20 protein-coding genes are annotated in these 16,578 nt (G+C 72.0%); 6 read left to right on the top strand and 14 right to left on the bottom strand.

Annotation, left to right across the window (positions count from 1 at the left end; translation table 11 throughout):
* Nucleotides 1-60: 60 nt before the first annotated feature.
* On the bottom strand, nucleotides 61-489 hold the full coding sequence (locus ABLE53_RS15700) for a molybdenum cofactor biosynthesis protein MoaE (RefSeq protein WP_348859951.1): 429 nt from the start codon (nucleotides 487-489) through the stop codon (nucleotides 61-63).
* Nucleotides 490-549: 60 nt separating this feature from the next.
* Here ABLE53_RS15700 and ABLE53_RS15705 point away from each other — a divergent pair, with 60 nt between their 5' ends.
* Both ABLE53_RS15705 and ABLE53_RS15710 read left to right on the top strand, forming a co-directional pair.
* The gene (locus tag ABLE53_RS15705) at nucleotides 550-1,929 is read left to right on the top strand and encodes a zinc-dependent metalloprotease (RefSeq protein WP_348859952.1); all 1,380 of its coding nucleotides are present in this window, start codon (nucleotides 550-552) and stop codon (nucleotides 1,927-1,929) included.
* Nucleotides 1,926-2,471 (top strand): NUDIX hydrolase, encoded by a 546-nt coding sequence (locus tag ABLE53_RS15710; RefSeq protein ID WP_348859953.1) that lies wholly within the window; start codon nucleotides 1,926-1,928, stop codon nucleotides 2,469-2,471. Before ABLE53_RS15705 ends, ABLE53_RS15710 begins: the two co-directional genes overlap by 4 nt.
* Nucleotides 2,472-2,560: 89 nt before the next feature.
* Here ABLE53_RS15710 and ABLE53_RS15715 read toward each other — a convergent pair whose 3' ends face one another.
* Both ABLE53_RS15715 and ABLE53_RS15720 read right to left on the bottom strand, forming a co-directional pair.
* The gene (locus ABLE53_RS15715; protein ID WP_348859955.1) at nucleotides 2,561-3,103 is read right to left on the bottom strand and encodes a YgjP-like metallopeptidase domain-containing protein; all 543 of its coding nucleotides are present in this window, start codon (nucleotides 3,101-3,103) and stop codon (nucleotides 2,561-2,563) included.
* Between the two features lie 9 nt (nucleotides 3,104-3,112).
* Nucleotides 3,113-4,165 carry a PHP domain-containing protein gene (locus tag ABLE53_RS15720; protein WP_348859956.1) on the bottom strand — a complete coding sequence of 351 codons (1,053 nt, stop codon included), beginning with the start codon at nucleotides 4,163-4,165 and terminating at the stop codon, nucleotides 3,113-3,115.
* Between the two features lie 541 nt (nucleotides 4,166-4,706).
* Here ABLE53_RS15720 and ABLE53_RS15725 point away from each other — a divergent pair.
* The gene (locus ABLE53_RS15725) at nucleotides 4,707-4,865 is read left to right on the top strand and encodes a DUF5679 domain-containing protein (protein ID WP_348859957.1); all 159 of its coding nucleotides are present in this window, start codon (nucleotides 4,707-4,709) and stop codon (nucleotides 4,863-4,865) included.
* 155 nt (nucleotides 4,866-5,020) lie between these two features.
* Nucleotides 5,021-5,782 carry a hypothetical protein gene (locus ABLE53_RS15730; RefSeq protein WP_348859958.1) on the top strand — a complete coding sequence of 254 codons (762 nt, stop codon included), beginning with the start codon at nucleotides 5,021-5,023 and terminating at the stop codon, nucleotides 5,780-5,782.
* A 25-nt stretch (nucleotides 5,783-5,807) separates the two neighbouring features.
* Here ABLE53_RS15730 and ABLE53_RS15735 read toward each other — a convergent pair whose 3' ends face one another.
* The 5 genes from ABLE53_RS15735 to ABLE53_RS15755 all read right to left on the bottom strand — a co-directional run bounded on the left by ABLE53_RS15735 (nucleotide 5,808) and on the right by ABLE53_RS15755 (nucleotide 9,237).
* Nucleotides 5,808-5,969, bottom strand: a complete 162-nt coding sequence (locus ABLE53_RS15735; RefSeq protein WP_348859959.1) for a hypothetical protein — start codon at nucleotides 5,967-5,969, stop codon at nucleotides 5,808-5,810.
* Nucleotides 5,970-6,106: 137 nt separating this feature from the next.
* On the bottom strand, nucleotides 6,107-6,271 hold the full coding sequence (locus ABLE53_RS15740; protein ID WP_348859960.1) for a hypothetical protein: 165 nt from the start codon (nucleotides 6,269-6,271) through the stop codon (nucleotides 6,107-6,109).
* A 97-nt stretch (nucleotides 6,272-6,368) separates the two neighbouring features.
* Nucleotides 6,369-6,668, bottom strand: a complete 300-nt coding sequence (locus tag ABLE53_RS15745) for a WhiB family transcriptional regulator (RefSeq protein ID WP_348859961.1) — start codon at nucleotides 6,666-6,668, stop codon at nucleotides 6,369-6,371.
* A gap of 107 nt (nucleotides 6,669-6,775) precedes the next feature.
* On the bottom strand, nucleotides 6,776-7,021 hold the full coding sequence (locus ABLE53_RS15750) for a hypothetical protein (protein ID WP_348859963.1): 246 nt from the start codon (nucleotides 7,019-7,021) through the stop codon (nucleotides 6,776-6,778).
* 170 nt (nucleotides 7,022-7,191) lie between these two features.
* Nucleotides 7,192-9,237, bottom strand: a complete 2,046-nt coding sequence (locus ABLE53_RS15755) for an ATP-dependent DNA helicase UvrD2 (RefSeq protein ID WP_348859964.1) — start codon at nucleotides 9,235-9,237, stop codon at nucleotides 7,192-7,194.
* 87 nt (nucleotides 9,238-9,324) lie between these two features.
* Here ABLE53_RS15755 and ABLE53_RS15760 point away from each other — a divergent pair, with 87 nt between their 5' ends.
* Entirely contained in the window at nucleotides 9,325-10,200 is an 876-nt protein-coding gene (locus ABLE53_RS15760; RefSeq protein ID WP_348859965.1) for a glycoside hydrolase family 43 protein, read from the top strand.
* Between the two features lie 87 nt (nucleotides 10,201-10,287).
* Nucleotides 10,288-10,539 carry a mycoredoxin gene (locus ABLE53_RS15765; RefSeq protein ID WP_348859967.1) on the top strand — a complete coding sequence of 84 codons (252 nt, stop codon included), beginning with the start codon at nucleotides 10,288-10,290 and terminating at the stop codon, nucleotides 10,537-10,539.
* 3 nt (nucleotides 10,540-10,542) lie between these two features.
* Here the strand turns inward: ABLE53_RS15765 and ABLE53_RS15770 are convergent, their stop codons facing one another.
* The 6 genes from ABLE53_RS15770 to ABLE53_RS15795 are packed head-to-tail and all read right to left on the bottom strand — an operon-like array spanning nucleotide 10,543 to nucleotide 16,508.
* Complete coding sequence (locus ABLE53_RS15770) at nucleotides 10,543-11,328, bottom strand: SDR family NAD(P)-dependent oxidoreductase (protein WP_348859968.1); 786 nt, start codon at nucleotides 11,326-11,328, stop codon at nucleotides 10,543-10,545.
* A complete protein-coding gene (locus ABLE53_RS15775) occupies nucleotides 11,325-12,209 on the bottom strand; it encodes an ATP-binding cassette domain-containing protein (RefSeq protein WP_348859969.1) in 885 nt (294 codons plus the stop codon). Before ABLE53_RS15775 ends, ABLE53_RS15770 begins: the two co-directional genes overlap by 4 nt.
* On the bottom strand, nucleotides 12,202-13,203 hold the full coding sequence (locus ABLE53_RS15780) for an ABC transporter ATP-binding protein (RefSeq protein ID WP_348859970.1): 1,002 nt from the start codon (nucleotides 13,201-13,203) through the stop codon (nucleotides 12,202-12,204). The genes ABLE53_RS15775 and ABLE53_RS15780 overlap by 8 nt, the downstream gene beginning before the upstream one ends.
* Nucleotides 13,200-14,045 carry an ABC transporter permease gene (locus tag ABLE53_RS15785; protein WP_348860383.1) on the bottom strand — a complete coding sequence of 282 codons (846 nt, stop codon included), beginning with the start codon at nucleotides 14,043-14,045 and terminating at the stop codon, nucleotides 13,200-13,202. Before ABLE53_RS15785 ends, ABLE53_RS15780 begins: the two co-directional genes overlap by 4 nt.
* A 5-nt stretch (nucleotides 14,046-14,050) precedes the next feature.
* Nucleotides 14,051-15,001 (bottom strand): ABC transporter permease, encoded by a 951-nt coding sequence (locus ABLE53_RS15790; RefSeq protein ID WP_348859971.1) that lies wholly within the window; start codon nucleotides 14,999-15,001, stop codon nucleotides 14,051-14,053.
* A gap of 1 nt (nucleotide 15,002) precedes the next feature.
* Nucleotides 15,003-16,508, bottom strand: coding sequence for an ABC transporter substrate-binding protein (locus tag ABLE53_RS15795; RefSeq protein ID WP_348859973.1), 1,506 nt, complete (start codon nucleotides 16,506-16,508; stop codon nucleotides 15,003-15,005).
* Between the last annotated feature and the right edge of the window lie 70 nt (nucleotides 16,509-16,578).

Raw genomic sequence — 16,578 nt, forward strand, 5'->3', positions numbered from 1 at the left:
GCGTTTCGCGCCGATCCGGCGGGGCGCCGGTGCGATCGGGGCGGGCGGGACCAGCGGCGGCTACGGCGCGCCGACCCACTCCTCGGTGCCGTCGGCGAAGCGCTGGTGCTTCCAGATCGGCACCGTCGCCTTGAGTGTGTCGATCAGGTCGCGGGAGGCGTCGAAGGTCTCGCCGCGGTGGCCCGAGGCGGTGGCGACGACGACCGCGATGTCGCCGATCGCGAGGCTGCCGACGCGGTGGACCGCCGCGAGTCCGGCGACCCCGTGGTCGGCGGCGACCTTGTCGCACACCTCGCGGAGCCGGTCGAGGGCGGACGGGTGGGCGGTGTAGTCCAGCCCGGTCACGCCCTTGCCGTGGTCGTGGTCGCGCACCCGCCCGACGAAGACGGTCAGGCCGCCCGACGCGTCGTCGTCGAGCGCCGCGACGACCTCCGCCACGTCGAGCGGCGTCTCGCGGATGTCGACCAGCTTCACGGCCGGATGGGTCATGCTCCGACCCTACGTCGAGTCCGTTGGTGGCGCGTTGGCCGCCCACGTAGATTGGAAGCCATGAACGACACCCCTGGCACGCCCGGGCCCGACGACCCCGACGAGCCGCAGAACCCGTTCAAGGGCACGCCGTTCGAGGGCCTGTTCGGCGGGGCCGGTGGCGGCCTGCCCGGTGGAGGCTTCCCCGGCTTCCCGGCCAGCGGCGCCGGCGGCATGCCCGACCTGAGCCAGCTCTTCGGCCAGCTCCAGGCACTGATGCAGCCCTACGACGGCCCGCTCAACTGGGACGTCGCCCTCGACCTCGCGCGCAAGACCGTCGCGCAGAACCCCGACCCGTCCCCCTCGCAGAAGGAGAAGGGCGCGGTCGCCGACGCGGTACGCCTCGCCGACCACTGGCTCGAGGACACCACGTCGTTCCCGTCTGGGGTGAAGACCGCCTCCGCGTGGAGCAAGGCGGAGTGGCTGGTCAATACGCTCGAGGTGTGGAAGGTGCTCGTCGAGCCGGTCGCGGAGTCGTCGGTCAACGCGATGAGCACCCAGCTGCCCGAGGAGATGAAGGCGATGGCCGGCCCGATGATGGGCTTCCTCGGCAAGGCGGTCGGGGCGCTCTACGCCAACCAGGCCGGCTCCGGGCTCGGCGCGCTCGCCGGCGAGGTGCTCTCGGTCTCCGACATCGGCGTACCCCTGACCGAGCCGGGCCGCGCCGCCCTCGTCCCGGTCAACATCACCGGCTTCGCCGACGGGCTCGGGGTCTCCGAGGACGACGTGCTCCTCTTCCTCGCCCTGCGCGAGGCGGCCCACCAGCGGCTCTTCGCCGGCGTCCCGTGGCTGCGCGACCACGTGATCGGGGCGGTGAAGGACTACGCCCAGGGCGTCGAGATCAACCTCGACGCGATCCAGCAGAGGGTCCAGGAGCAGCTCCAGGGGATGGACATGAGCAACCCCGAGGCGATGCAGCAGCTCTTCGAGAACGGCATGTTCGAGCTCCCCGAGTCGCCGCAGCAGAAAGCGGCGCTGGAGAGGCTCGAGATCGTGCTCGCCCTCGTCGAGGGGTGGGTCGACGAGGTGGTCGGCCTGGCCACCGCGGAGCGGATGCCGGCCGCGGCCAAGCTCCAGGAGGCCGTACGCCGCCGGCGTGCCGCCGGGGGCCCGGCGGAGCAGACGTTCGCGACCCTCGTCGGACTCGAGCTGCGCCCGCGCCGGCTGCGCGACGCCGCGACGCTGTGGGGGTCGCTGCGCACCCGCCAGGGCATCGAGGCCCGCGACGGCGTCTGGATGTCGCCGGCGCTGCTGCCGACGGCCGCCGACCTCGACGACCCGCTCGGCTTCCGTGAGGGCGCGGAGGCCCCCGACGACCTCTCCGAGGTCGACTTCGACGCCGAGCTGCGCAAGCTCCTCGAGAGCGACGGGGAGTCCGGCGACACCCCCGAGGCCGAGTGACGCTCCACGCCGACGCGCTCGCGACCCTGCGGGCGTGGGCGCCGCCGTCCGTGGCGCAGGCACAGCTGCGGGAGCGCTACGTCGCCCATCTCGCGCGCCACGACGACGGCGTCTTCCGGTCGTGCACGCCCGACCACCTCACCGCGTCCTGCCTCGTGATGAGCGCCGACGGCGCAGAGGTGCTCCTCACCCTGCACGCGAAGGCGGCGCGCTGGTTCCAGTTCGGCGGGCACCTCGAGACCGGCGACGACTCGCTGCTGGGCGCCGCGACCCGCGAGGCGACCGAGGAGTCGGGCGTCGCCGGGCTGGTGCTCCAGCCCGTCCCGGTCCAGCTCAGCGAGCACGCCGTACCCTTCTGCGGGCCGACCGGCGACGTGCACCACCTCGACGTACGCTTCCTCGCCGTCGCTCCCCCCGACGCCGCGCACTCCGTCAGCGAGGAGTCCCTCGACGTCCGCTGGTGGCCCGCCGACGCGCTCCCCGACCCCGAGCCCGAGCTCGTCGAGCTGGTCGCCCTGGCCCGCGCCCGCCTCGCCCGCTGAGTCGCCAGTTCTGGCCGGTCGAGTCGCCAGTTCTGGCCGGTCGAGTCGCCAGTTCTGGCGCGTCGAGTCGCCAGTTCTGGCCGGTTGAGTCAGTCGACGTCGTCCTCGGCGTTGTCCTCGCCCGGCGGCGCGTCGACCTTGGCGGCCGCCGACCAGCCGAGCAGGTAGCCCTTGGCCCGCTCGGCCTGCGGGAAGCGGTCGACCCAGCCCCAGAAGCGGGCGTTGTGGTGGGGTTCGAAGAGGTGGGCGAGCTCGTGGACGAGCACGTAGTCCATGACCCACGACGGCATCCCCTGGAGCCGGGCGCTGAGCCGGATCGTGCGGTCACCGGGGGTGCACGAGCCCCAGCGGCTCTGCTGGTTGTCGACCCAGCGGACCGACTCCGGGATGGCGAGGCCGCCGAAGTACCTGTCGCTGAGGGACAGCGCGCGCTTGAGCAGCTCGTCGTCGGAGGGCTTGCGGCGGGCCTCCGACTTCTCCAGCCGGGCGATCATCTGTTCCACCCACTCCGCCTCCTCGCGGCGGGACATGGCGGCCGGGATCATGACGATGATGCGCTCGCCGTCGCGGTAGGCGGAGACCGTACGCCGGCGCCGCTTGCTGCGGCGTACCTCCACCTCCGGGCGTCCCATGACCCGAAACTACCCGTTGGCCCAGGCCAGGAGACGCTCCCGCGGCCAGGTGTTGACGATCCGGTCGGGGTCGATCCCGACGGCCTCGGCCCGCTCGCAGCCGAGGACGAGGAAGTCGAGCTGGCCGGGCGCGTGGGCGTCGGAGTCGATCGAGAAGAGGCAGCCGGCGTCGCGGGCGACCTCCAGCAGCCTCGACGGTGGGTCGCGCCGCTCGGGGCGGGAGTTGATCTCGACGGCCACGCCGTGCTCGGCACAGGCGCCGAAGACCGCGCGGGCGTCGAAGCGCGAGCCCGGCCGGGTGCCGCGGTTGCCGGTGACGAGCCTGCCGGTGCAGTGGCCGAGGACGTTCATCGTCGAGCCGGAGATCGCGGTGACCATCCGCCTCGTCATCTGGTCGGGCTCCATCGCCAGCTTCGAGTGCACGCTCGCGACGCGCAGCTCGAGCCTGCCGAGCATCTCGTCGGTCTGGTCGAGGCTGCCGTCCTCGAGGATGTCCACCTCGATTCCCTTGAGCAGCGTGAACGCGCCGTCCAGGTGGGCGTTGATCGCCTCGACGACGCCGAGCTGCTTCTGCAGCCGATCCGCGGAGAGGCCCCGGGCGACCTTGAGCCGGGGGCTGTGGTCGGTGAGGACGAGGTACTCATGGCCGAGCTCGATCGCCGTGAACGCCATCTCCTCGATCGGCGACCCGCCGTCGGACCAGTCCGAGTGGGAGTGCAGGTCGCCGCGCAGCCGGGCGCGGAGCGACTCACCGGCCCCCGCGGCAGTCAGCGGCCCGCCGTAGAGCCGCTCCGCCTCCGCCAGCCGCGCCGGCACCCGTCCCTCCGCTGCGTCGGCGATCACCGCTGCCGTCGACGTGCCGACGCCGGCGAGCTCGGTGAGCGTCCCGTCGACGGCGCGGCGGCGTACGTCCTCGGCGGGCAACGGCAGCACCGCCGCGGCAGCGGTCCTGAACGCCTTGACCTTGTAGCTGTCCTCCCGCGCACGCTCCAGCAGGAAGGCGATCCGCCGCAGCGCTACCACCGGCCCGCCGTCGTACGGCTCACCCACACGCACTTCCATCGCGACTATTTTTCCTCCACAGCCCGTGGACGAGCATCGGCGCAGGTCAGCGAGGCGTACGCCGGCGGCGGCCGCCGCCTATTCACAGTGCTCTCCCACGCCATCGGGCGCTCATCCACCGTCCCTCAACAGGTTTCCCACAGTTGTCCACAGCCCCGTCCACAGGCTGGGGAGCCGCGGCGTTGACCGCGTCGTGACCGGCTCCCTAGGTTTCTGGTCAGACGAGACCCCCGGCGCCGCCGGACGGCCTTCGCAAGGGGAAGGCGAAGGACGATCCAGGCACCGGGGGTCTCCTCTTCGCCACCCTCGGTCGTCCGGCCGACGCACTCGTACGCCGACCGGCGGCAATCTACGCGAGACCACGGTGGCGCGCTCCTCGACGACACACGCGCGACACGCGGGGGCCACGCTCAGCCACGCGTGTTACGCGGAACGCCCACGCGTGTCATAAGGTCGAGTCGGCCCGCTGCCGCGGGCTTCCGACGGGCTTCCCTGACACACCCCGTCGCGACGACCAGAGAGACTAGGCAAGGAGGCCGTCATGGCGGAGACCTGGAGCGGCGAGTTCTACTGCGTGAAGTGCAAGGAGAAGCGCGAGGCGACGGGCGAGATCAAGGTGAACGAGAAGGGCACCAAGATGGCCAAGGCCGTCTGCCCGGTCTGTGGCACCAACCTCAACCGGATCCTCGGGAAGGCCTGAGCCACACGCTCTCTCGCCGAGTGACGTACGGCCCCCGGACCCCTGGTCCGGGGGCCGAGTCGTTCCCGGCCACCGAGGCGCCGGTGCGGCTGTGGATCGCCGGGGGCTGTGGACGGTGGCCGCCACGGTCGGCGCATCGGTGTGACAGTGTGCCCATGGACCACCTGCGCCTGCGACCCGGCTACGTCGCCGTACGCCGCGACGACCGGCACCTGCAGGTCGGCATCGACCCGCCGCACCGGGCGGTCGTGCCAGACACCGCCGGCGTACGCCGCCTGCTGACCGACCTCACGGCCGGCCGCGCCGCGCCGCCCGAGGACCCCGTCGCCCATCGCGCGCTCGACGAGCTCCGCGCCGCCGGCCTGGTGACCTCCGCCGCCACGGCGCCGCCGGCGCCGGTGTCGTACGACGGCCCGCCCGACCTCGTCGAGGAGTTCCGCTCGCTCATCGGGCCCACCGACCCGGCAGCGGCCAGGATCGTCGTGCTCCTCTCCCCCGGGCCGCTGCCGCGCGAGCGGACGGACCCGCTCGTCCGCGCCGGCACGCCCCACCTCGTCGTCGAGGGCGCCCCGGACGCCTGGACGGTCGGCCCGCTCGTCGTCCCCGGCGTCACCGCCTGCCTCCGGTGCGTCGACGCCGCCCGCGGGGAGACCGACCCGCGCCGCGGCCTCGTCCTCGGCCAGGTCGCCCGCTCCCGCGTGCAGGCTCACGACCGGCTGCTCCGGGCGGTCGCGCTCCCCTGGGCGGCCCGCGAGGCGCTCGTGTACGCCGCCGGCGAGCGCCCCACGGCGTGGTCGGCGACGACGACGTTCCGGCGGACCGGGCCGGTCGAGGAGACGTCCTGGCCGCGCCACCCGCACTGCGGCTGCGCCTGGGACCTGATCCCGGTCCGGCCGCCGTCACCGGGCGTCGGCTGACGGTCCGCTCACGACCGGCCGGTGCTCACCACCACTCGGAGTCGAGCTTCGACTCCATCGCGCGGAGGTGCTCGCGGGAGCAGACGTCGCAGAAGTCCTTGGGCTTGCCGTTCTCGACCGCGCTGGTCCAGAGCAGCAGCCGCGCCGGGTCGCTCTCCGTCCGGCCGCAGAAGTCGCAGGTCCTCACCTCGACAACTCTAGGAGCCTGCCGGCGTACGTCCGTGGAAATGCAGATCGGCCCGTCCGAGGATCACTCGGACGGGCCGATCGTTCACACACCCGCGATCAGGGTGGAGCCTTCACAGGGCCGGTTCTCAGGCCCGATCACAGGGCGCGGGCAAGGGCCAGACGCGCCTGCTGGGCCGCCTTCTCAGCCTTCCGGCTGAGCCGACGGGCACGGGCCAGGTTGCGGGCCCGCTGCATCTCTCGCGCCTCTCCCAGGCGCGCGGCCATCTGCGCGCGCGCCAGGTCTTCGTTCATCAAGCTCATCTCAATGCTCCCGGTTCGGAAAGTGTTCATGGTTGGTCGTTCTTTCGGATTCGTTTCAGTTGAGGCCTGTCGCCGTTGAGCAGGCAGAGGACTCTTGTCAGGCTGCGGCTTCGTTCTTGCGTGGACGGCCACGGGGACGCTTGCGGGGGATCACCACCCCCTGCAGGAACAGCTGGCCTCCCCAGACGCCCCAGGGCTCCCGTCGGGCCAGCGCGCCGTCAAGGCACAGGGTCTGGACAGGGCAGTCCTGGCACAGGGCCTTGGCGAACTCCACGTCGGCAGGCGACTCCGCGAACCACAGCTCCGGGTTGTTGACCCGACACGGCAGCAGCTCCTCGTCGACCCGGCCGGCCTCGTCGTGCAAGACGCCGAGGGTGGGCTCGAGAACGCTGGTCATGTGACACCTCCTTCCATTGACCTGATCGCGGTGGATGGGAAACAAAAAGGCCGCGGATCCCGGGTTTCGGGTTCCGCGGCCTGGAGGCTGCCGATCTGCGTGTGGAATCACGTAGTCGGAGATCTCCAGGCTCGGGCACCCATGGCCTTGGCGGTGAAGCCGGCCTCGTTGGTGCGGACATCGACAGACACCTGTCCCTGGAACCGCACACGAGCCGCGCCGTAGCCGGCACCGAGGACGGTGCCGCCGGAGACGGGCGCAGTGGCCGGAACGAAGGCGTGGCCGCACGCGGACATGCCGAGGCGCGACGGCGTCTGCGTCGCCATCGGGATCATCGGAATGGTGTTCATCACGGGGGCCACCTCCTTCGGTGGATCGTGCGCCGGACTTGCCAGGTCCACGGTGCGCGGTCGGGCTTGTTCGAGAACGCTAACCTGCGGGTCGTTCACCCGGCAAACGAATAAACGACATATTTCCGGAGATTTTCGGACAGCCCGGAAATGGCGGCCTGACGAGGCCGCTCTCAGCCCGCCTCGGCCACCAGCGCGAGGACGTCCTCGCCGTACGCGTCGAGCTTGCTCCGCCCCACCCCGCTGACGCGCAGCAGGTCGTCGAGCGAGCCTGGCTTGCGCTCGGCGATCGCCTCCAGCGTCGCGTCGGTGAAGACCACGAACGCCGGCTTGCTGATCGCGTCGGCGGTCTCCTTCCGCCAGGCACGCAGCCGCGCGTAGAGCTCCTCGTCGTAGGCCGCCGGGCAGCCCTCGTGGCGGCCGCGGATCTTCTCCTCGCGCGACCCGAGCGGCTGGCCGCAGGTCTTGCACATCCGGGCCCGGCCCGTTCCTGCCCGGCGCTCCTGCCGCTCGGGACGATCGGGCAGGAGCGGGTCGAGGAAACGGGAGGGCTTGCGGCTCGCCCTGCCACCGGGCTGCCGGGCCAGCGCCCAGGAGAGCGCCAGGTCGACACGGGCGCGGGTGACCCCGACGTAGAGGAGGCGGCGCTCCTCCTCGACCGCGGCGGGCGAGTCGAGGGAGTAGGAGTAGGGCAGCGTGCCGTCCTGGAGACCGACGAGGAAGACCGAGTCCCACTCCAGCCCCTTGGCGGCGTGGAAGGTGGCGAGGGTGACGCCGTCGGCGACCGGGGCGTGCTGGTCGGCGGCGCGCCGGTCGAGGTCGGCGACGAAGCCGGCCAGGTCTCCCCCGCCGGCGGCGAACTCCTGCGCCTGGTCGATGAGCGCCTGCCACGACTCCCAGCGGTCGCGGGTCTGGCCGCGGCCCTCCGGCGGACTGGAGGTCCAGCCCATCCCCGCCAGGGTGCCGTGGACGGTCTCGAGGAGCTGCTCGCCGGTCGCCTCGCCGTCGCCGGACCGAGCGGCGCCGCGGAACCTGGTGACCGCCTCGCGCACCTCGGGGCGGTCGAAGAAGCGGGCGGCGCCGCGGACGACGTACGGGATCCGGCGGGCCGCGAGCGCCTCCTCGAAGGTCTCCGACTGGGCGTTGATCCGGAAGAGGACGGCGATCTCGGAGTAGGGCCGCCCGCTCTGGTGCAGCCGGAGGATCTCCGAGGCGACCGCCTCCGCCTCGTCGACCTCGTCGGAGCGCTCGGTGTAGGTCACCTCGGGGCCGACCGGTCGCTGCGCGCGGAGCTCGACGCCCTGGCTGGGCGTGCCGGACAGGAGGGTGTTGGCCGCGGAGACCACCTGCGGGGTGGAGCGGTAGTTGCGCACCAGCTCGACCGAGGTGGTGCCGGGGAACTTCCGCGGGAAGTCCCGCAGGTAGTCGGCGTCCGCGCCCGCGAAGGAGTAGATCGTCTGGGCCGGGTCTCCGACCACGCAGAGCTCGTCGCGGCCGCCCAGCCACAGGTCGAGCAGCGCCGACTGCAGCGGCGAGACGTCCTGGAACTCGTCGACGGTGAACCACTTGTACTGACGGCGGACCTGCGCGGCGACGCGCTCGTCCTCGCTGAGCAGGCCCGCGGTGAGGAGCAGGACGTCCTCCATGTCCATCCGGCCCTGGCTCCGCTTCGTCTCCTCGTACGCCGCGAAGACGTGGCCCACCGTCGCGGGGTCGGTCCCGGTGACCTCGCGCCGGCGCGCGGCTGCCACCTTGGCGTAGTCGTCGGGGTGGACGTTGCTGACCTTCGCCCACTCCACCTCGGAGGCGAGGTCGCGCAGCAGCGCCTGGTCGGCGTGGACGCGCTGCCGGCGTGCGGCCTGTGCGAGCAGGGGGATCTTCGACTCGGTCAGCGTCGGCAGCTCGGTGCCGTAGGCCTTCGGCCAGAAGTAGCGCAGCTGGCGCAGCGCGGCGCTGTGGAACGTCCGGGCCTGCACCGCGCCTGCGCCCATCGCCCGCAGCCGCTGCCGCATCTCGCCGGCGGCCCGGGTCGTGAACGTCACCGCGAGCATCTCGGTCGGCGCGTAGACCCCGGTCGCGACGCCGTAGGCGATCCGGTGGGTGATCGCCCTCGTCTTGCCCGTCCCGGCGCCGGCCAGCACCCGCACCGGCCCGCGCAGCGCCTCGGCGACGCGGCGCTGCTCCGGGTCGAGGGCGCTGAGCAGGTCTTCGGGCGTCATTGCGGTGGAACACTCCCGCGGGATGCGATGGTTGTCGGGCGAGACCACCCTAGAGGCCCGAGGGGACAGTTCCGGATGAGCCATGGCGTGAGATACACGAACCCGGTCTACGAGGGCCATGCCGCCGATCCGACGGTCGTCAAGGGGCTCGACGGGACCTACTACCTGTACGCCACCGGGAACGTGCGGCTGAGGTCCGCGGACCTGGTGCACTGGTCGGACGCCGGCCAGTGGGGCGTCAAGGGCGCGCCCGCCGCCGCCACCAGCGTCATGTGGGCGCCGGACGTCGCCCGCGTCGGCGACCTCTTCGTGTTCAGCTGGTCCGGCGGCACGGGTGACCGCAGCAAGGACGACGGGTCGAAGGCGCTCTACTACGCGACCGGCCCGCACGCCGCCGGCCCGTTCGAGTTCGGCGGGAAGCTGACCGGCTTCGGATTCCCGATCGACTCGAAGATCTTCGTCGACGGCGGCACGCCGTACCTCTTCTGGGGCGGCGGCGCGATCTACGTCGCGGGCCTGGAGCTTCACGGCACCGAGGTCGGCCTCACCTCCCGCGAGCCGCAGCTCCTCCACCGCAACGTCGACGCGACCATCGAGGGACCCTGGGTCCACAAGCACGGCGGGTGGTACTACCTCTTCTACTCCTACGGCCACTGGGACAAGGCGAGCGGTCCGCCGGAGTACCAGGTGCAGATCTCACGCTCCCGGCAGGTCACCGGGCCGTACACCCCGCCCCATCAGGAGGCGGACACGATCCTGCGGGGTGACGACCGCTTCTGGGGCCCGGGCCACAACTGCGTCGTCACCGACGACGCCGGTCAGGACTGGATCGTCTACCACGCCTGGCACGGTGACCGGCGTGCGCTGATGCTCGACCGGATCAGGTACGCCGACGGCTGGCCGGTCATCAACGACGGCCACCCGAGCTCGACGGAGCAGCCCGGGCCGGTGGTGCGCGGCTGAGGGAATCATCGGACGGCTCAGTAACGTTGCCTCGACGAGGGACATCGCGCGTCCCGGGCCGATCGGTTCTCGTTCGAAGGAAACCCAATGTCTGCCAACTTCACGATGTACACCACGCCCTGGTGCGGCTACTGCAAGCGCCTGATGAGCCAGCTGGAGCGGGAGGGCATCACCTACGACATCGTGGACATCGAGCAGGTCCCCGAGGCCGCCCAGATCGTCGAGTCGGTCAACGACGGCAACCAGACCGTGCCGACGCTGGTGTACGCCGACGGCACCTCGATGACGAACCCGTCGGTCGCCCAGGTCAAGGAGAAGCTGGCCGCGCTCGCCGGCTGACGCTCACGCCGGCGGCGTGTAGCGACCGTCGACGGCGGTCCAGCCTCCGTCGACGAACAGCACCGAGCCGGTGACATACGACGCCGCGTCCGAGGCCAGGTAGACGACCGCCCCGGCGATCTCGTCGGGGCGCGCCCAACGCCCGAGCGCGCTCTTCTCGGCGTACGCCGCCGACCACTCGGGCACGGCGCGGATCGGCTCCGTCAGCCGGGTCTCGACGACCCCCGGCGCGACCGCGTTCGCCCGCACGCCCGAGGGCCCGAGCTCGGCGGCGACGGTGCGCAGCAGCTGCACGATGCCGGCCTTGGTCGCGGCGTACACGCCCTGCCCGGGCTCGACGGTGAGCGAGCGCACCGAGCTCAGTCCGACGATGCTCCCCCGGCCGCGCTCGGCCATGCCCCGGCCGAAGGCGCGGCACAGGTCGAACGCGCCGCGCAGGTTGAGCGAGACGACCCGGTCGAACTCCTCGCGCTCGTAGTCGAGCAGCCGCTTGCGCACGTTGACCGCGGCGGTGAAGACGAGGACGTCGACTGGGCCGAGCTCGTCGGCGGCGCGGGCGACGGCGTCGGGGTCGAGCACGTCGAGGGCGTACGCCGACAGCGACTCCCCCGCCGACGCGGTCTCCTCCGCTGTCGCGAGGTTCACGTCGGCACAGACGACCTCGGCGCCGTGCGCGGCCAGCGCGAGCGCGCTCTCCCGTCCGATGCCGCTGCCGGCGCCGACGACGACGGCCCTGCGGCCGTCGAGCCGGAACAGGTCTCGGTAGGTGTCGAGGGTGGGGACCGTCATCGCTCCTCCTTGAGCCGGTCGGTGTTGAGCAGGTCAGCCTTGAGCAGGTCGGCCGGAGTCGCGCCCGCGAGCGCCTTCTCCAGCGTGGGTACGGCCGCGACGAGCCGCTGCGTGTAGGGGTGCTGCGGGCTCTCGTAGATCTGGTCGACCGGGCCGATCTCGACGATCCGGCCGGCGTTCATGACGGCCACGCGGTCGCAGACGTGGCGTACGACGGCGAGGTCGTGCGAGACGAAGACCAGGGTCAGCGAGAGGTCCTCGACCCGGTCGGCGAGCAGGTTGAGCACCTGCGCGCGGACGGAGACGTCGAGCGCGCTGACCGGCTCGTCGGCGACCAGGATCCGCGGCCGCGGCGCCAGCGCCCGGGCGATCGAGATCCGCTGCCGCTGGCCGCCGGAGAACTGGTGCGGGTAGCGCCTGGTCGCGTCCCGGTCGAGGCCGACGGACTCGAGCACCTGCACCACGACGTCGCGCACGTCGTGGCCGCCGTGCCGTCCGCGCGCGACCAGCGGCTCGGCGACGATGTCGCCCACCCGCATCCGCGGGTCGAGCGAGCTCATCGGGTCCTGGAAGACGACCTGGAGCGCCTCGCGGAGGAAGCCGAGCCGGCGCTCGGGGAGGCCGGTGATGTCGGTGCCCTCGACGGCCACGGTGCCGCTGGTGGGATGGTCGAGACCGGCGAGTAGCCGCAGCAGCGTCGACTTGCCGGAGCCGGACTCGCCGACGATGCCGAACCGCTCCCCCGGCGCCACGTCGAAGCTCACGCCGTCGAGGGCCCGGATCCTCGGGGCGGGGCGCAGCAGCGAGGTCCGCGGACGCTTGAACTCGCGCGTCACGTCACGGGCGCTGAGCGCCGAGAGCGGCTCCTGGGTGTCAGGCACCGGCGGCCACCTCCCCGTCGGACCCCGCCGGGTGGAAGCAGGCGAATCCGGCGTCGGGACCGTCACCGGCGGTCCACGGCGGTACGCCGGCGCACACCTCGGTCGCGTGCGCGCAGCGGCTGCGGAAGACGCAGCCGGACGGGAAGCGACCGGCGGCGGGGACCGTCCCCGGGATGGTGGTGAGCCGGCCGCGACCGTCCACGCGGCCGAGGTCGGAGGCGCCGACGAGTCCCTGCGTGTAGCGGTGCCGAGGCCGGGTGAAGACCTCCTGCACCGGGCCGGACTCGACGATCCGGCCGCCATACATCACCAGCACCCGCTCGCACGTCGTCGCGACGACGGCGAGGTCGTGGGTGATGAAGAGGAGGGCGGAGTCGTGGTCGCGTACGCCGCGGACGATCAGGTCGAGCACGCGCGCCTGGACGGTGACGTCGAGGGCGGTGGTCGGCTCGTCGCAGACGAGGACCCGGGGGTCGTTGGCGAGCGCGATGGCGAGCACGATCCGCTGCCGCTGGCCGCCGGAGAAGTGGTGCGGATAGGCGCGCGCGGCGTCCGCCGGGTCCGGGATGCCGACGGCGTCGAGGAGCTCGACGGCGGCGGCGTACGCCGACCGGCGGTCCGGCCGGGTCCGGTGGACGAGCAGCGCGTCGGCCACCTGCCGGCCCACCCGCATGGTCGGGTCGAGCGCGGTCATCGGCTCCTGGAAGACCATCGCGACGTCGTTGCCGCGCACCCGCGACAGCTCCCGCTCGCTGCCCCCGACGACATCGGTCCCGACGCCGGCGAGCCGGATCGACCCGCTCGCCCGCAGCCCCTCCGGCAGGAGGCCCATGATGCTCAGCGCGGTGAGCGACTTGCCGGAGCCGGACTCGCCGATGAGCCCCACCCGCTCGCCCGCGCGCACGGCGAAGGAGACGTCGTCGAGCAGCGTCGTGCGGCCGGTCGTGACGCCGAGGCCGGTGACGGTGAGGACGTCCGCACTGGGCACAGTCATCGCCGGTCCTCCAGCCGCGGGTCGAGGTAGTCGCGCAGCCCGTCGCCGAGCAGGTTGAAGCCGAGGACGGCGAGCGCGATGGCGACGCCGGGGACGAACGCCAGCCGGGGCGCGTCCCAGAGCAGCTCCTGGCTCTCCTGCAGCATCCGCCCCCACGACGGCGTCGGCGGCGGCGTGCCGAAGCCGAGGAAGGAGAGCGCCGCCTCGGCGAGCACGGCGATGGCGAAGCCGACCGAGGCCTGGACGATGACGAGGCCGGCGACGTTGGGCAGCACGTGGCGCAGCGCGATGCCGAGCGGGCGCCGGCCGGCGGCGCGGGCGGCGAGGACGTACTCGGTCTGCCGCACCTGCAGCGTCCCGCTCCGGACCAGCCGGGCGAAGCCGGGGATGCTGGCGATCCCGATGGCGATCATCGCGACGAGCGTGCTGCCGCCGTACACCGCGGCGAACATGATCGCGAGCAGCAGGGCCGGGAAGGCGAGCAGGAGGTCGTTGGCCCGCATCACGAGCTCGCCGACCCAGCGCGGCCCCATTCCGGCCAGGATGCCGAGGGGTACGCCGACGAGCGCGGCGACTCCGACGGCGACGATGCCGACGTACAGCGTCGTCCGCGAGCCGACCATGATCTGGCTCAGCACGTCCCGGCCGAGCTTGTCGGTGCCGAGCCAGTGCTGGCCGGACGGCGCCTGGAGACGGGCCTCGGCGTACACCCGGGTCGGGTCGTACGGCGTCCACACGAACGACACCAGCGCGACGAGCACGATCACGGCGACGATCGCGCCGCCCACGAGCAGGCTGGCGTTGACCCGCCCGCGGGCCCGGGCGCCGGGGCCGAGGTCCAGGGTCGTCACGAGTCGGCTCCCCTCAGGCGCGGGTCGATGACGACGTAGAGCAGGTCGACGACGAGGTTCATCAGCAGGACGACGACCACCAGGATCATGACGATGTCCTGGACCACGACGAGGTCGCGGTTGGAGACGCTGTCGAGGAGCAGGCTGCCGAGGCCGGGGACGACGAAGACCCGCTCGACCACGACCGCCCCGATGAAGAGCGTCGCGAGCTGCAGCGCGAGCACCGTGACGACGGGGATCGCGGCGTTGCGCAGGCCGTGCCTGACGAGCGCCCGGCCCGGGCGCAGCCCCTTGGCGCGGGCGGTGCGCAGGTAGTCCTCCCGGAGGACGTCCAGCACGGCGCTGCGGACGTAGCGCGTGAGCACCGCCGCCTGCACCAGCCCGAGCGAGAGGGCCGGGAGCACCAGCTGGCGGAGGAACTGCCCGAAGTCGATCCCCGGCGCCGTCCAGCCGTTGGCGGGCAGCCACCCGAGGCGTACGGCGAAGACGGTGATCAGCAGGATGCCGGCGAGGAACGCCGGGATCGCGACCCCGACCTGCGAGGCGGCGGAGAGCACCAGCCCGGACAGCCGCCGGTGGCGCACCGCCATCAGCGTGCCGACGGGCACGGCGACGACGAGCGCGACGATCATCGCCGCGACGACCAGCCAGAGCGTCACCTGGATGCGGTCCGCGATCTGCGGGCCGATCGCGGCGTGCGACACGTAGGAGTCGCCGAGGTGGAAGGTCACCAGCCCCTTCATCCAGTCGAGGTACTGCGCGACCAGCGGCCGGTCGAGACCGAACTCGTGGCGCAGCTGCGCCACCGCCGAGTCCGAGGCGCTGACGCCGAGCGCCACCCGGGCCGGGTCGCCGGGAAGGATCGCCATGAAGGCGAACACGACGACCGAGCTCACCAGCAGGCTGGCCAGGAAGACCCCGACCCGTCGCGCGAGGCGCACCAGCATGTCAGGAGGAGCGGCCCAGGTCGGTGAGGTCGAACGACTCGGAGATCGCGTTCTTCGGCAGCCCGGTGATGTCCTTGTCGGCGACGATCAGGTTGGGCATCACGAAGAGCCAGTCGGCGGCCGCGTCGTCGGCGAGCATCTCCGCCGCCTTCTTCATGTACGCAGTCTGCTGCGCCGCGGTGCCGGTGTCGGCCTTCTCCAGCAGCGCCCGGAACGCCGGCTTGCCGTAGTGCGTGTAGTACTTCGGGTCGCCGAAGACAGATCCCATGTCACGCGGCTCGGTGTGGGCCACGATCGACATGTCGTAGTCGCCGTTGGTGAAGACGGTGGAGAGCCACGCGGCCGGGAACTCCAGCTGGTCGAGCTTGACCTTGAGACCGATCTGCTCGAGGTCGCTCTTCACGACCTGGCCGCAGGAGGTGGCGTACGGCAGCGTCGGGATCCGCAGCCGGATCGTCTGGTCCGCCTCGCCGGAGGCCTTCACCAGCTGCTTGGCCTTGGCCGGGTCGTAGGGGTACTTCCCGGTGAGGTCCTCGTACCACGGGTCGGTCGGCGGGACCATGCTGCCGATGAGCGTGCCGTGGCCGGCCCAGCAGGTGTCGAGCAGCGCCTTGTGGTCGATGCCGTACTTCACCGCCTGGCGCAGCGCCTTGCTCCGCATCGGGCCCTGGGTGTTGTTGAACGACAGCACGACCTCGCCGTTCGTGGTGCCCTCGACGATCTGGTACTTGTCGTTGTGCTCGAACTGGCCCAGCGAGTCGGGGCTCTGCAGCGAGCTGATCACGTCGATCGTGCCGCTGAGCAGCGCGTTGTTCTCGGCGGTGGGGTCCTTGAAGTACTTCAGCACCACCGTCTTGAACGTCGGCTCGTCGCCCCAGTAGTCGTCGTTGCGGGTCAGCGTGATCGAGTCGCCGCGGTTCCACGAGGTGAACTCGTACGGCCCGGTGCCGACCGGCTTCGTCGCCAGCTGGGAGACGCCGGTGCGGCTGAACATCGCCCCGATCCGGGTGGTCATCCGGTAGAGCCAGTCGTTGCTCGGACGCGTCAGGGTGACGACCAGGGTGTGATTGTCCTTCGCCTGCGTGGAGGCGACGACGTCCATCCCGGACTTGAGCGAGATCGTCCAGGCCGTCTTCACCCGGTCGATGGAGAACTTCGCGTCGGCCGCGGTGAACGGCTTGCCGTTGGTGAACGTCGCGCCGTCGACGAGGTGGAAGGTGTAGGTCTTGCGGTCCGGGGAGATGTCCCACGACTTCGCCAGCGCGGGGACGATGTCGCCGTTCTGGTCGACCTTCACCAGCGTCTCGTTGACGTTGTAGAGCAGCGCCTGCGGGATGGCCGCGCCGTCGTTCTTGGTGAAGTCCAGGCTGGCGGGCTCGGCGGTCAGCCCGATGGTCAGCGTGTCGGAGGAGCCGGAGCCGACCTCCCCCGTGCCGCCGGAGCAGGCAGCGAGGAGCACGAGCGCGGTCGAGGCGATCACGGCGGCGAGCCTGGTGCGGAGCCTCACGTCGTCCTCCTCGTACGCCGGCTCGTACGCCGACCGCTCGGCACTGGTCCGACCAGTGAACTTCGTGTCG

Origin of the sequence: Nocardioides asiaticus (assembly GCF_040049175.1) — a bacterium.
GTDB classification, from domain to species: domain Bacteria; phylum Actinomycetota; class Actinomycetes; order Propionibacteriales; family Nocardioidaceae; genus Nocardioides; species Nocardioides cheoyonin.

Excerpts from the sequence above, each read along its gene's own strand:
- ABLE53_RS15700 (WP_348859951.1), bottom strand. The coding sequence starts at position 489 with ATGACCCATCCGGCCGTGAAGCTGGTCGACATCCGCGAGACGCCGCTC.
- ABLE53_RS15705 (WP_348859952.1), top strand. The coding sequence starts at position 550 with ATGAACGACACCCCTGGCACGCCCGGGCCCGACGACCCCGACGAGCCG.
- ABLE53_RS15715 (WP_348859955.1), bottom strand. The coding sequence starts at position 3,103 with ATGGGACGCCCGGAGGTGGAGGTACGCCGCAGCAAGCGGCGCCGGCGT.
- ABLE53_RS15720 (WP_348859956.1), bottom strand. The coding sequence starts at position 4,165 with ATGGAAGTGCGTGTGGGTGAGCCGTACGACGGCGGGCCGGTGGTAGCG.
- ABLE53_RS15725 (WP_348859957.1), top strand. The coding sequence starts at position 4,707 with ATGGCGGAGACCTGGAGCGGCGAGTTCTACTGCGTGAAGTGCAAGGAG.
- ABLE53_RS15730 (WP_348859958.1), top strand. The coding sequence starts at position 5,021 with ATGGACCACCTGCGCCTGCGACCCGGCTACGTCGCCGTACGCCGCGAC.
- ABLE53_RS15740 (WP_348859960.1), bottom strand. The coding sequence starts at position 6,271 with ATGAGCTTGATGAACGAAGACCTGGCGCGCGCGCAGATGGCCGCGCGC.
- ABLE53_RS15745 (WP_348859961.1), bottom strand. The coding sequence starts at position 6,668 with ATGACCAGCGTTCTCGAGCCCACCCTCGGCGTCTTGCACGACGAGGCC.
- ABLE53_RS15755 (WP_348859964.1), bottom strand. The coding sequence starts at position 9,237 with ATGACGCCCGAAGACCTGCTCAGCGCCCTCGACCCGGAGCAGCGCCGC.
- ABLE53_RS15765 (WP_348859967.1), top strand. The coding sequence starts at position 10,288 with ATGTCTGCCAACTTCACGATGTACACCACGCCCTGGTGCGGCTACTGC.
- ABLE53_RS15770 (WP_348859968.1), bottom strand. The coding sequence starts at position 11,328 with ATGACGGTCCCCACCCTCGACACCTACCGAGACCTGTTCCGGCTCGAC.
- ABLE53_RS15780 (WP_348859970.1), bottom strand. The coding sequence starts at position 13,203 with ATGACTGTGCCCAGTGCGGACGTCCTCACCGTCACCGGCCTCGGCGTC.
- ABLE53_RS15790 (WP_348859971.1), bottom strand. The coding sequence starts at position 15,001 with ATGCTGGTGCGCCTCGCGCGACGGGTCGGGGTCTTCCTGGCCAGCCTG.